Here is a 15,240-nt window from a genome sequence, read left to right as displayed (position 1 = left end):
CTTAATTAAAATTAAAACCTAACTATTCAATAATCTTAGCAACCACACCTGCACCAACAGTACGGCCACCTTCACGAATCGCGAAACGCAATCCATCTTCCATCGCGATTGGTGCAATCAGTTGCACAGTGATTGATACGTTATCACCTGGCATGACCATTTCTGTACCTGCTGGCAATTCAACCGCGCCTGTTACGTCTGTCGTACGGAAGTAGAATTGTGGACGGTAGCCGTTGAAGAATGGTGTGTGACGACCGCCTTCATCTTTACCTAGCACGTAGATTTCTGCTGTGAATTTGGTGTGTGGTTTGATAGAGCCTGATTTAGACAATACTTGACCACGTTCGATATCTTCACGTTTAGTACCGCGTAGCAATACACCAACGTTATCGCCTGCTTGACCTTGGTCTAGCAATTTACGGAACATTTCAACACCAGTACAAGTTGTTTTTACCGTGTCTTTAAGACCAACGATTTCAATCTCGTCACCGACTTTTACAATACCGCGTTCGATACGGCCTGTTACCACAGTACCACGACCAGAGATTGAAAATACGTCTTCTACTGGCATCAGGAATGTGCCGTCAATCGCACGCTCAGGCATTGGGATGTAAGTATCTAATGCTTCTGCTAATTTGAAGATCGCTGGTTCGCCGATTGGTGATTGGTCACCTTCCAAGGCTAATTTAGCTGAGCCATGGATGATTGGGGTGTCGTCGCCCGGGAAGTCGTATTTGCTGAGCAATTCACGCACTTCCATTTCAACCAGCTCTAACAACTCAGGGTCATCAACCATGTCTGCTTTGTTTAAGAACACAACGATGTAAGGTACGCCAACTTGACGTGCCAACAAGATGTGCTCACGTGTTTGCGGCATTGGGCCGTCAGCTGCTGAACAAACAAGGATCGCACCGTCCATTTGGGCTGCGCCGGTAATCATGTTTTTAACATAGTCAGCGTGACCAGGACAGTCTACGTGTGCGTAGTGACGTGTTTCCGTCTCGTACTCGACGTGAGAGGTGTTAATGGTAATACCACGTGCTTTTTCTTCTGGCGCACTGTCAATTTGTGCGTAGTCTTTCGCTTCGCCGCCAAATTTCTTTGTCAGCACTGTCGTGATCGCTGCCGTTAATGTTGTTTTACCGTGATCCACGTGGCCAATCGTACCTACGTTGACGTGTGGCTTGGTCCGTTCAAATTTGCCTTTTGCCATGATTATTTCCTTTTATTTCAATTTTAAAATTTAATTTAGTAATGGACTATTTCTTGTTCATAATGGCTTCAGCCACGTTTCGCGGAGCTTCAGCATAATGCTTGAATTCCATACTGTAACTCGCACGACCTTGTGACAATGAACGCACAGTTGTTGCATAGCCGAACATTTCCGACAATGGCACTTCAGCACGAATCGCTTTACCACCACTGGCAGTGTCTTCCATACCTTGAATCATGCCTCGACGAGATGACAAATCACCCATCACATCACCCATATAATCTTCTGGTGTTTCAACTTCAACGGCCATGATAGGCTCAAGCAACACTGGATCAGCTTTACGCATACCATCTTTGAAACCGATAGAAGCCGCCATCTTAAATGCGTTCTCATTCGAGTCAACATCATGGTATGAACCATCAAACAAGGTCACCTTAACATCAACCACCGGGAAGCCGGCAAGAATGCCGCTAGGGATAGTTTCGCGCAAACCCTTCTCAACTGCAGGAATGAATTCGCGTGGCACAGTACCACCCTTGATTTGATCAACGAACTCAAAACCTTTGCCTTGCTCGTTTGGTTCAAGAATCAGCCATACATGTCCATACTGACCCTTACCCCCAGACTGCTTAACAAACTTGCCTTCCACTTCAACTTTCTTCTTAATCGCTTCACGGTAAGCAACTTGCGGCGCACCAACACTGGCCTCAACGTTGAATTCACGCTTCATACGATCAACGATAATATCTAAGTGCAACTCACCCATTCCAGAAATAATCGTTTGACCTGACTCTTCATCAGAACGCACGCGGAATGAAGGATCTTCTTGCGCCAAACGTCCCAAAGCAATACCCATTTTCTCTTGGTCAGCTTTAGTTTTAGGCTCAACAGCAACGTGAATAACCGGCTCAGGGAATACCATACGCTCAAGGATAATCGGATTATCTACCGCACATAAAGTTTCACCAGTTGTAATATCCTTCAGACCGATACAAGCGGCAATGTCGCCAGCGCGGATTTCATCAATCTCCATACGCTCATTTGCACTCATTTGAACGATACGACCAATACGCTCTTTGCGTCCGCTGTTCGCGTTGTAAACTGTATCACCTTTTGTTAATACACCAGAATACACACGCACAAAAGTAAGCTGGCCCACAAACGGGTCAGTCATCATTTTAAATGCCAAAGCAGAGAAGCTTTCCGCATCATCAGCCTTACGTGTAATCGGCTCTCCAGATTCAGTCTCACCACTAACGTCAGGAATATCCACTGGAGAAGGCAAGAAATCTAACACGGCATCCAGCATGCGCTGAACACCTTTGTTTTTAAAAGCCGACCCACACAACATCGGTTGGATTTCGCTTGCGATTGTACGTGCACGCAAACCTTGAATAATTTCATCTTCTGACAATTCGCCAGATTCCAAATATTTATTCATCATCTCTTCTGAAGACTCAGCCGCAGCCTCAACCATGTTCTCACGCCACTTGTTAGCAACTTCAACCAAATCAGCAGGAACATCTTTGTATTCAAACTTCATACCCTGAGACGCTTCGTCCCAGATAATAGCCTTCATCTTAATCAAATCAACAACGCCCGTGAAAGTATCTTCAGCGCCAATAGGCACAACAATAGGCACAGGATTCGCTTTCAGACGTGCTCTCATCTGATCAACCACTTTGAAAAAATTTGCACCAGTACGGTCCATCTTATTCACAAAAGCCAAACGTGGAACTTTATGTTTAGTAGCTTGACGCCAAACAGTTTCAGATTGCGGCTGAACGCCACCCACTGCACAGTAAACCATAACCGCGCCATCCAGCACGCGCATTGAGCGCTCTACTTCAATCGTAAAGTCAACGTGACCCGGAGTATCAATAATATTAATTCGATGATCCGGGCGAGAGAAGTCCATACCCTTCCAGAAACAGGTAACAGCTGATGAAGTAATCGTAATGCCACGCTCTTGTTCTTGCTCCATCCAGTCCGTTGTAGCTGCACCATTATGAACCTCACCAATTTTGTGAGTAACGCCCGTATAAAAAAGGATACGTTCAGATGTTGTAGTTTTACCAGCATCAATATGTGCACTAATACCGATATTACGGTAGCGTTGAATGGGGGTTTTACGAGCCACGGTTATTACCTTTGCTTAAATATTATCACTTAAAATTCTTAATGAAGAGCTTATAAAAAACGAATGTACCTTTTATGAAAAAAGATACATTTATTAATTAAAATCTAAAATGCGAGAACGCTTTATTAGCCTCTGCCATACGATGAACCTCTTCACGCTTCTTCATCGCAGAGCCACGACCTTCAGAAGCCTCAATCAACTCAGCCGCCAAACGCAAGCCCATTGATTTTTCACCACGCTTACGCGCAGCATCACGCAACCAACGCATCGCCAAAGCACTACGGCGGCTCGGACGAACCTCTACTGGCACTTGATAGTTGGCACCACCAACACGGCGACTCTTAACCTCAACCAGCGGACGCAGGTTTGTTAACGCCAAAGTAAATACTTCTAAAGCATCTTTGCTAGTCTTACCAGTTACCTGATCAAACGCGCCGTATAAAATACGCTCAGCAACAGATTTTTTACCGCCTGTCATCAGTACATTTACAAATTTAGACACTTCAGTGCTACCAAATTTAGGATCTGGCAAAATGTGGCGCTTGGGAACTTCTCTACGTCTTGGCATACTATTCTCAATTCTCTTTGTATATATTTTAGTCGGCAACAGCGCTGACAAGGCTATTTCAAGCCGCCTTAATTAACCGCTAATTATTTAGCTGCTTTACCTTCTTTAGGACGTTTAGCACCGTATTTAGAACGTGATTGTTTACGGTCTTTAACACCAGCCGTATCCAAACTACCACGCACCATATGGTAACGCACACCTGGCAAGTCTTTTACACGACCGCCGCGCAGCAATACCACGCTATGCTCTTGCAAGTTATGGCCTTCACCACCAATGTAGCTAATTACTTCGTAGCCATTGGTTAAGCGCACCTTGGCAACTTTACGTAATGCAGAGTTAGGCTTTTTAGGCGTTGTGGTGTAAACACGTGTACATACACCGCGTTTTTGTGGGCAAGATTCAAGTGCAGGCACTTTACTTTTTGTAACCACTTTAGCGCGTGGCTTACGTATTAACTGATTGATGGTTGGCATTGCCTATAACCTCTATAAAAAATTTCTTATCTGCATCCAAAAATGCTTGTTCATAAAATTTAGCCAACAAACTAACTATAACTTTGACCATAAGTCAGTTACAGCATGGCTAATCTAGAAAACCGAGTATTCTATTTAGCACGAGTGAATGTGTCAAGATAAAATTTATCTTGACACATTTTTACTGCACTTAATTTAAAACGCTTAGTTTACTCAGCTGGTGTTTCTACTATTGTTGTTTCAGCGTCTGCTTCGGTCGAATCAGCAAACAATGCTTCTGCAGCTGCAATTTGGGCGGAAGGAGTTGCTGGCGTTAAAGCTGCAACTGCCGCACGCTTACGTGCCTCATGATAAGCCAGACCAGTACCTGCTGGAATCAGTCGACCAACAATCACGTTTTCCTTCAGGCCACGCAATTCATCACGTTTACCTAAAATTGCCGCTTCTGTTAATACACGAGTTGTTTCTTGGAACGATGCCGCAGAAATAAACGAATCCGTTGAAAGCGATGCTTTAGTAATACCTAATAGCACGTATTCAAATGTTGCCGGACGTTTATCTAACGCAATCACTCTTTCATTCTCAGCTAACAAATCAGCACGCTCAACTTGTTCACCCAAGATAAAGCTTGTATCACCCGCATCTGAAATACGAACACGACGTAACATTTGACGCACAATCACTTCAATGTGTTTGTCATTGATCTTAACGCCTTGCAAGCGATAAACATCTTGCACTTCATCAATAACATAACGCGCCAAAGCTTCACGGCCTTGTAAACGTAAAATATCTTGCGGATCAGCTGGGCCGTCAACAATACTTTCACCTTTAGTCACTACTTGACCGTCATGCGTGGTGACGTGCTTATCCTTGAGAATCAAGAACTCATGTGCGATACCGTCTAAATCGGTAATCACCAAACGTTGTTTACCCTTTGTATCCTTACCGAATGAAACAGTACCGGTCACTTCAGCCAACATACCAGCATCTTTTGGTGAACGTGCTTCAAACAATTCTGCTACGCGTGGTAAACCACCGGTAATATCACGTGTTTTAGATGATTCTTGTGGAATACGTGCAATTACTTCACCCACACCCACTTCCTGACCATCTTTAACCGTAATAATGCAACTCAATTGGAATGTCACGTTTACAGGCAAATCGCTACCGGCAATTTTCACTTCTATGCCATTAGCATCGAGTAATTTAACTTGTGGACGCAAACCTTTGGTTTGACCCGCACGTTGTTTAGGATCGATAACCACCAATGATGACAGACCTGTTACGTCATCAATTTGTTTAGCTACAGTGATACCCTCTTCAACGTTCTCAAACTTAATGAAACCTGCATATTCCGTAATAATTGGACGGGTATGTGGATCCCATGTTGCCAACACTTGACCAGCTTTAACTGTTTTACCATCGGTAACAGTTAATGTTGCACCGTACGGCACTTTATGACGCTCACGCTCACGACCATTTTCATCAGCAATAATCACTTCACCATTACGTGAAATAACGATTTGCTCATTGCGGTTATTTGTTACGTAACGCATGGTAGAAGTAAAGCTCAATACGCCGTTTGATTTACTCTCAACTGACGATACAGATGCTGCACGCGATACCGCACCACCGATGTGGAAAGTACGCATCGTTAACTGTGTACCAGGCTCACCGATTGATTGCGCTGCAATCACACCGACTGCCTCACCCATGCTGATTAACTTACCGCGACCTAAGTCACGACCGTAACATTTTGCACAAATACCATAGCGTGTATCGCAAGTTAATGCTGTACGCACTTTCACTTCATCGATACCTAATGCGTCGATTTTCTCAACCTCATCCTCACCCAACAAGGTACCAGCCGCGTAAACCACAGCCTGTGTTTCAGGATGCAGAATATCAAACACGGTTGTACGACCCAAAATACGATCATGCAATGGCTCAACCACTTCACCGCCTTTAACTAACGCCTTAGTTACCAAACCTTCAGTTGTGCCGCAATCGTGCTCTGTGACCACCAAATCTTGCGTTACATCCACTAAACGACGTGTTAAGTAACCAGAGTTAGCTGTTTTCAATGCCGTATCAGCCAAGCCTTTACGTGCACCATGCGTAGAAATAAAGTATTGCAACACGTTAAGCCCATCACGGAAGTTGGCCTTAATCGGCGTTTCAATAATAGAACCATCCGGTTTCGCCATCAAACCGCGCATACCAGCTAGCTGACGAACCTGTGCCGCAGAACCACGCGCGCCAGAGTCGGCCATCATGTAAATCGCATTGAATGACTCTTGCTTAAGCGCTTTGCCGTCTTTATCTTTAGCTTGTTTACCGTTAGCGTCTAACACAGCTTCTTCACGCAATTGTTTCATCATGGCATCAGCCACTTTGTCACCTGCACGACCCCAGATATCCACTACTTTATTGTAGCGCTCACCTTGAGTCACCAAACCTGAAACGTATTGGTCTTCGATCTCTTTTACTTCGCTCTCAGCAGCCGCAATTAGCTGTGTCTTTTCTGGCGGAACAAGCATGTCATTGATTGAAATAGAAATACCCGCTTTAGTTGCGTAGGTATAACCTGTGTACATCAATTTATCCGCAAAAATCACCGTATCGCGAATACCCACTTTACGGAAAGATGCATTGATTAATTTTGAAATTTCTTTCTTTTTCAATGCTTTATCAATAAAGCTGAATGGCAAACCTGCTGGCAGAATTTCTGACAACAAAGCACGACCTACAGTTGTTTCGTAACGAGTTATTTTTTCAGTTTTAACGCCGTCTAAATCAACATCAAACTCTTTAATACGCACGGTAATTTTAGCGTGCAAATCAATTAAGTTTTGGTCGAATACGCGCTGCACTTCTTTCACGTCGCTAAAACGCATGCCTTCACCACGTGCAGCAATTTTGTCGCGCGTCATGTAGTAAAGACCCAACACGATATCTTGTGAAGGCACAATAATCGGCTCACCGTTTGCTGGTGATAGCACGTTATTTGAAGCCAGCATTAAAGTGCGTGCTTCCATTTGCGCTTCCAAGCTCAATGGAACGTGTACAGCCATTTGGTCACCGTCAAAGTCGGCGTTGAATGCCGCACAAACTAACGGATGCAACTGAATCGCTTTACCTTCGATCAAGATAGGTTCAAACGCTTGAATACCCAAGCGGTGCAATGTAGGTGCACGGTTCAATAGTACCGGATGCTCACGAATCACGTCTTCCAGGATATCCCAAACCTCTGGTCCTTCTTCTTCAACTTTTTTCTTCGCCGCTTTAATCGTTGTTGCTAAACCTAATACTTCCAATTTATGGAAAATGAATGGTTTGAACAATTCCAAAGCCATCTTTTTCGGCAAACCGCACTGATGCAGTTTCAAAGTCGGGCCAACCACAATCACTGAACGGCCAGAATAATCCACACGCTTACCAAGCAAGTTTTGACGGAAACGACCGCCTTTACCTTTAATCATGTCAGCCAATGATTTCAATGGGCGCTTGTTGGCGCCAGTCATCACTTTACCGCGACGACCGTTGTCTAACAGTGAATCCACCGCTTCTTGCAGCATACGTTTTTCGTTACGTACGATGATTTCAGGTGCTTTTAGCTCCAACAGTCTTTTCAAGCGGTTGTTACGGTTAATCACTCGACGATACAGATCGTTCAAGTCAGACGTTGCAAAACGGCCGCCATCCAATGGTACTAATGGACGTAGTTCTGGCGGCAATACTGGCAAGATTTCAAGAATCATCCATTCTGGTTTGATACCAGATTTTTGGAATGCTTCTAATACTTTTAAGCGTTTAGCGATTTTCTTGATTTTCGCTTCTGAGCCTGTCGCGCCTAAGTCAGCACGCAATGTCTCGATTTCGCTATGGATGTTCATCGTACGTAATAATTCACGCACAGCTTCAGCACCCATTACCGCATTAAACTCATCGCCATATTCTTCCACTTTGGCAATGTAGTCATCTTCTGTCAGCAATTGACCGCGTGTAAGTGGCGTCATGCCTGGATCAACGACGATAAATGCTTCAAAGTACAATACGCGCTCAATATCACGCAAAGCGATATCCAGCACCATGCCTAAACGGCTTGGTAATGATTTTAAGAACCAGATATGCGCAACTGGCGAAGCCAATTCAATATGGCCCATACGTTCGCGACGTACTTTAGATAGAGTTACCTCTACGCCACACTTCTCGCAAATCACACCGCGGTGTTTTAAGCGCTTGTATTTACCGCATAAGCACTCGTAATCTTTGATAGGGCCAAAGATTTTTGAGCAGAATAAGCCGTCACGTTCTGGTTTAAAAGTACGATAGTTAATGGTTTCTGGTTTTTTTACTTCGCCATATGACCATGAACGGATTTTTTCAGGTGAAGCCAACGCGATTTTAATCGCGTCGAACTCTTCTTCTTTGGTTACCTGTTTAAATAAGTCTAATAGAGCTTTCAAGTCTGTTCTCCTTAGTTTCTGTCTAGGTCAATGTCGATAGCAAGTGAACGAATTTCTTTCACTAACACGTTAAATGATTCCGGCATACCCGCATCAATTTTGTGTTCGCCTTTAACAATATTTTCATACACTTTGGTACGACCATTCACGTCATCCGATTTCACTGTCAACATTTCTTGCAGTGTGTATGAAGCGCCATAAGCCTCTAGTGCCCAAACCTCCATCTCACCAAAACGCTGACCACCGAACTGTGCTTTACCGCCTAATGGTTGTTGTGTCACCAATGAATATGGACCTGTAGAACGCGCATGCATTTTGTCATCCACCAAGTGATGCAATTTCAACACGTGCATATAACCAACCGTCACAGGACGCTCAAACGCATCGCCCGTACGACCATCAAACAATTTCACCTGTGTTTTACCCGCAGAGAACTGCAATTGTTTAGTACGCGCATCATCATCCGGGAATGCTAGATCTAGCATTGCCTTAATATCAGATTCTGCTGCGCCATCGAATACTGGCGTTGCAAATGGAACTCCTGATTTTAAGTTACGTGCGAGCTCTAAAATCTCAACATCTGTGTAAGATTTGATGTCTTCTTTTTTGCCAGTGCTGTCGTTGTAGATTTGTTCTAAGAATTTGCGAATTTCAGCCACTTTAACTTCTGACTCTAGCATTTCTTGAATACGTAAACCTAAACCTTTAGCAGCCCAGCCCAAATGTACCTCTAAAATCTGACCAATGTTCATCCGTGATGGAACGCCAAGCGGGTTCAACACAATGTCACATGGCGTACCGTCTGCCATATGCGGCATATCTTCAACTGGTACGATTTTTGAAATAACACCCTTGTTACCGTGACGACCCGCCATTTTGTCGCCTGGTTGAATACGACGTTTAACAGCTAAATAAACCTTAACCATTTTTTGCACGCCAGGTGGCAATTCGTCACCTTGTGTCAATTTACGTTTTTTCTCATTAAAGCGATTATCAAACTCAACACGCGCTTGACTCAAGCTGTCTTTCAACTGCTCTAATTGACGCGCCGCTTCTTCATCACTTAAACGAATATCAAACCAGTCATAACGACCCACAGACTCTAAATATTCAGCAGAGAGTGTTTCGCCTTTTTTCAGCTTGTTAGGGCCACCAGTTGCAACCTTACCTTCAATCAAACGACGAATACGACCGAACGCATCATCTTCCACAATACGCATCTGGTCAGCCAAATCAGTTTTGTAGTGATTCAATTGGTCATCAATAATTTGTTGCGCACGTGAATCGCGATCAATACCTTCACGTGTAAACACTTGCACATCAATTACCGTGCCGCTCATGCCAGATGGCACGCGCAATGAAGTGTCTTTAACATCAGACGCTTTTTCACCGAAAATCGCACGTAACAATTTCTCTTCTGGTGTCAGTTGCGTTTCGCCTTTTGGTGTCACTTTACCAACCAATACATCGCCTGCTTCCACTTCAGCACCGATATAGATAATGCCAGATTCATCCAAACGGCCCAACATGCGCTCGCTTAAATTAGAAATATCTTGCGTAATTTCTTCTGCACCTAACTTGGTATCACGCGCAACAACCGATAGCTCTTCAATATGAATTGAAGTGTAACGGTCATCAGCAACTACACGCTCAGAAATCAAAATCGAGTCTTCGTAGTTATAACCATTCCATGGCATAAAGCCGACTAGCATGTTTTGACCTAAAGCCAATTCACCCATGTCAGTTGATGCGCCATCAGCAATAATATCGCCGCGTGATAATTTATCGCCAATATTCACCAACGGACGTTGGTTAATATTCGTGTTTTGGTTTGACCGCGTATATTTAGTTAAGTTGTAAATATCTACACCAACTTCACCCGCTTTTGCTTCATCATCGTTAACACGAATCACAACACGGCCAGAATCGACGTAATCGACAACACCGCCGCGACGCGCTTGCACAGTTGTGCCAGAGTCAATCGCTACCGTACGCTCAATACCAGTACCTACCACGGCTTTTTCAGCACGTAAACAAGGCACAGCTTGACGTTGCATGTTGGCACCCATCAATGCACGGTTCGCGTCATCGTGTTCCAGGAATGGAATCAATGAAGCTGCTACAGATACAATTTGACCTGGCGCAACGTCCATATATTGCACGCGATCTGGCTGCGTCATGGTAAATTCGTTGTGATAACGTGAAGAAATCAAGTCATCAGTAAATACATTTTTGGCGTCCATTTCAGTGTTTGCTTGCGCAATCATGAACTGGCTTTCTTCAATCGCTGATAAATAATCAATCGTGTCAGATACTTTATTGCCTTCCACACGGCGATAAGGCGTTTCCAGGAAACCATATTGGTTAGTACGCGCATACAAAGCCAGCGAGTTGATCAAACCAATGTTTGGACCCTCCGGTGTTTCAATCGGACATACACGACCATAATGCGTTGAGTGAACGTCACGTACTTCAAAACCTGCGCGCTCACGTGTCAAACCGCCTGGGCCTAATGCAGAAATACGGCGTTTATACGTAATTTCTGACAATGGATTGGTTTGATCCATAAACTGTGACAATTGGCTTGAGCCAAAGAATTCACGGATCGCACTTGAAACTGGTTTTGCATTGATTAAATCATGCGGCATCAAGTTATCAGACTCAGCCTGGCTTAAACGCTCTTTAACAGCACGCTCAACACGCACCAAGCCAGCACGGAATTGGTTTTCTGCCAACTCACCTACTGAACGGATACGACGATTACCTAAATGATCGATATCATCGATCTCACCACGACCATTGCGCAACTCTAACAACACGCCGACAACCGCTAAAATATCTTCATTCGATAAGATATTGGCGCCTTCATCTCCTTGCGCACCAACACTCTCGTAAAAGGCGCGCATCCAGTTTGCACTACGCTCTTCCTGTTTGTTTGGATAAGCGCGACGGTTAAATTTCATGCGGCCGACCACTGACAGATCGTAGCGATCTTCATTAAAGAACAAACCTTTAAATAAAGCCTCAACTGCATCCTCTGTGGGTGGCTCACCTGGGCGCATCATGCGATAAATCGCCACTTTTGCACTGTATTGGTCAGGGATTTCATCGATACGCAAAGTTTGCGAAATAAAATCACCATGATCTAAATCATTGGTATATAAAGTCTTAATTTCAGTTACTTTTGCTTCAATCAATTTTTCGATTAAAGCTTCAGTGACTTCATCATTGGCATTGGCTACTACTTCGCCTGTTTCTGTATCAATGATGTTATTGGCAATCGCGCGACCCAAAATAAAGTCAGTCGGCACTGCAATTTTTGTTACACCCGCTTTTTCAATATCACGGATATGCTTAACGGTAATACGCTTATCTTTAGCAACTAAAATTTCACCTGTTTTATCGGCAATATCAAATTTAGCCACTTCGCCACGTAAACGATCAGCAACCAAAGTAAATTCCACACCTTTAGGGCCAACATGGAAGGTATCTGTATCGTTAAATGTTTGTAGAATCTGTTCTGGCGTGTAACCCAATGCTTTAAGTAAAATGGTTACAGGCATTTTACGGCGACGGTCAACGCGGAAATATAGGTAATCTTTAGGGTCGAACTCAAAGTCTAACCATGAACCACGGTAAGGAATAATACGTGCTGAAAACAGCAATTTACCGGATGAATGCGTTTTACCACGGTCATGCTCAAAGAACACGCCTGGACTACGATGTAATTGCGAAACAATCACACGCTCAGTACCGTTAATCACGAATGAGCCATTTTCAGTCATCAAAGGCAATTCGCCCATGTAGACTTCTTGCTCTTTCACTTCCTTCACAGTCGGCTTAGAAGCCTCTTTATCCATGATGGTTAAGCGCACTTTAACGCGCAATGGCGCAGCGTAGGTTAAACCACGTTGTTGACATTCTTTCACGTCAAATGGCTCAGCGCCTAGTTGATAGCTAACATAATCCAAACGTGCATTGCCAGAATGGCTGACAATAGGGAATACAGAGCTAAAAGTAGACTCCAATCCATTATTGGCGCGTTTGTCTGCTGGAATTTCAGCTTGTAAAAATGCTTTGTAAGACTCTAACTGCATCGCGAGCAAGTAAGGAATCTCTTGCACACTTTCACGTTTGGCAAAGCTTTTGCGAATGCGTTTTTTTTCGGTAAAGGAATAGCTCATAGCGTCTCCTGATATTTTGAGGGTAGAAGACAAAACACTTTCATCCATTTCAATGTTTTGATTTCTAACATCATTATTTTCAATGATTAGATTTTTAGTTAACGATTAAATTGAGGCAAAAAATCGTTACAATTTGTTACGCGTTACTTTTTTGAGTTGTAATACTTTGTTACAACTATCACTGCTTAAAAACGGCTAAGGCTGACGGTTTCCCGTCAGCCCAAGTACGTTCAAATCTTGCTATTACTTGATTTCGCCAGTCGCGCCAGCTTCAATCAATTTTTTCAATGCAGCATCAGCATCAGCTTTGCTTACACCTTCTTTAATTGCTTTTGGTGCGCCGTCAACTAAGTCTTTAGCTTCTTTCAAACCAAGCGCTGTTAATTCACGCACGGCTTTAATAACGCTAACTTTTTGGTCGCCAGCTGATACCAAGATTACGCTGAATTCAGTTTGCTCAGCCGCTGCAGCTGGAGCTGCGCCGCCTGCTGAAGCTGCAACAGCAACAGCTGCTGCTGAAACACCAAATTTTTCTTCGATTTCTGAGATTAAAGCTGTTAGCTCTAAAACTGTCATTTTACTTACTGCATCTAAAATATCTGCATTTGAAGTTGCCATTTTATTTATTTCCTAAAAATTAAATTATGTATCTGATTAAGTTAAGCTATTTGAAGCAGACCTAGTTACTTTAGGCTGCTTTAGCGTCACGAACCGCTGCGATTGCGCGTGCAAATTTAGTTGGTACTTCGTTAAGCGTGCGTGCCAATTTAGCAAGCAACTCTTCACGACTAAGCATTGATGCCAAGGCTTGAACGCCTGCAACATCTAGCAACTGATTTGGCACTGCACCTGCTTTAATCACAAACTTATCGTTTGTTTTAGCGAAGTCGTTTAACACTTTAGCGGCAGCAACCGGATCTTGGCTAATACCAAAAATCAGCGGACCAACCATGCCATTAGCAAGACCAGAAAACGCTGTGTTTTCAACTGCACGGCGCACTAAAGTATTTTTTAGCACACGCAGATAAACATCAGATTTTCTTGCATTTGCGCGTAGCGTAGTCATATCAGCCACGCCTGTACCGCGGTATTCTGCGATCACAATCACTTGAGCATTAGCTACTTGTTCGCTTACTTCAGCTACAACTGCTTTTTTCTCTGTAAGATTCAGACTCAAAGTCTTTTCTCCTTCCCGTTAAAATCTCCGTTTCATTTCTGAACCAGAATGAGTTTCTAAACAATGATCTAGAAACCATTTTACGGCGGCCTTAATCAGGGTTATTACTTAATATCCTGTCTCGGGTTACGCCATCTGCGTTGGTATTAACAAACTAAAAACAGAGGACTTTAAGAATTTAACACGCTTAAAATCACCCATTTTTGTTTACTGCAATTAAATCCGATTCGGATACCAACGGTCTTTGATGTTCTTGCTACCAACTCAATCATGCAGTTAAATAGCAAGCCCAAAGTTCTTTCAATGAGTAGCTTTCGCCACTCAATTATTGCTATGCAATAGTTGTTTGATCAACACGCACACCAGCACCCATTGTGCTAGATACAGAAACTTTCTTTAAAAACACGCCCTTACTTGCAGCAGGTTTAGCCTTGGCTAATGCGTCTAATAAAGCAGCTAAGTTACCTTGTAACTGATCAACCGTGAATGACGCACGACCAATTGTGCAATGAATGATGCCACCCTTGTCTGTACGATACTGCACTTGACCAGCTTTTGCGTTTTTAACCGCAGTCGCTGCATCAGGCGTTACCGTACCTACTTTTGGGTTTGGCATTAAGCCGCGAGGACCTAAAACTTGACCCAAAGTACCAACGATACGCATTGCATCTGGCGTAGCGATTGCCACGTCAAAGTCCAAGAAACCCGCTTTTACTTTTTCGGCTAAATCTTCAAAACCAACGAAATCAGCACCAGCTGCCTTAGCCGCTTCAGCTTGCGCACCCTGTGCAAACACAGCTACGCGCGTTACTTTACCTGTACCATTTGGCAACACTAAAGCGCCACGAACCAATTGGTCTGACTTACGTGCATCAATACCTAGATTCACAACAGTGTCGATTGACTCATTGAATTTTGCAGTCGCATTTTCTTTTACCAAAGTCAACGCTTCCGTTGCTGGGTACAGTTTATTGCGATCAATCTTTGCGCGAAGCGCATTAATACGTTTTGCCATG

The 15,240-nt window shown here is 43.7% G+C and carries 9 protein-coding genes; all 9 read right to left on the bottom strand.

Annotated elements, in window-relative coordinates:
- Nucleotides 1–22: 22 nt before the first annotated feature.
- The 9 genes from tuf to rplA all read right to left on the bottom strand — a co-directional run bounded on the left by tuf (nucleotide 23) and on the right by rplA (nucleotide 15,239).
- Complete coding sequence (gene tuf, locus K370_RS08995; RefSeq protein ID WP_047540989.1) at nucleotides 23–1,213, bottom strand: elongation factor Tu; 1,191 nt, start codon at nucleotides 1,211–1,213, stop codon at nucleotides 23–25.
- 46 nt (nucleotides 1,214–1,259) lie between these two features.
- Entirely contained in the window at nucleotides 1,260–3,353 is a 2,094-nt protein-coding gene (gene fusA / locus K370_RS08990) for an elongation factor G (protein WP_047541003.1), read from the bottom strand.
- A 97-nt stretch (nucleotides 3,354–3,450) separates the two neighbouring features.
- Entirely contained in the window at nucleotides 3,451–3,921 is a 471-nt protein-coding gene (gene rpsG, locus K370_RS08985) for a 30S ribosomal protein S7 (RefSeq protein WP_047541002.1), read from the bottom strand.
- 83 nt (nucleotides 3,922–4,004) lie between these two features.
- On the bottom strand, nucleotides 4,005–4,394 hold the full coding sequence (gene rpsL, locus K370_RS08980; protein WP_020166884.1) for a 30S ribosomal protein S12: 390 nt from the start codon (nucleotides 4,392–4,394) through the stop codon (nucleotides 4,005–4,007).
- 209 nt (nucleotides 4,395–4,603) lie between these two features.
- The gene (gene rpoC, locus K370_RS08975) at nucleotides 4,604–8,863 is read right to left on the bottom strand and encodes a DNA-directed RNA polymerase subunit beta' (RefSeq protein WP_047541000.1); all 4,260 of its coding nucleotides are present in this window, start codon (nucleotides 8,861–8,863) and stop codon (nucleotides 4,604–4,606) included.
- A gap of 11 nt (nucleotides 8,864–8,874) precedes the next feature.
- A complete protein-coding gene (gene rpoB, locus K370_RS08970) occupies nucleotides 8,875–13,047 on the bottom strand; it encodes a DNA-directed RNA polymerase subunit beta (protein WP_047540999.1) in 4,173 nt (1,390 codons plus the stop codon).
- Nucleotides 13,048–13,290: 243 nt separating this feature from the next.
- Entirely contained in the window at nucleotides 13,291–13,665 is a 375-nt protein-coding gene (gene rplL / locus K370_RS08965; RefSeq protein ID WP_047540998.1) for a 50S ribosomal protein L7/L12, read from the bottom strand.
- Nucleotides 13,666–13,735: 70 nt separating this feature from the next.
- A complete protein-coding gene (gene rplJ / locus K370_RS08960; protein ID WP_047540997.1) occupies nucleotides 13,736–14,224 on the bottom strand; it encodes a 50S ribosomal protein L10 in 489 nt (162 codons plus the stop codon).
- 331 nt (nucleotides 14,225–14,555) lie between these two features.
- Complete coding sequence (gene rplA, locus K370_RS08955) at nucleotides 14,556–15,239, bottom strand: 50S ribosomal protein L1 (RefSeq protein WP_047540996.1); 684 nt, start codon at nucleotides 15,237–15,239, stop codon at nucleotides 14,556–14,558.
- Nucleotide 15,240: the final 1 nt, after the last annotated feature.

Origin of the sequence: Methylotenera versatilis 7 (genome assembly GCF_000799165.1) — a bacterium.
GTDB classification, from domain to species: domain Bacteria; phylum Pseudomonadota; class Gammaproteobacteria; order Burkholderiales; family Methylophilaceae; genus Methylotenera_A; species Methylotenera_A versatilis_A.
Note: the sequence above shows the minus strand (reverse complement) of the source record. Positions and strands in the feature narration are given on the sequence as shown.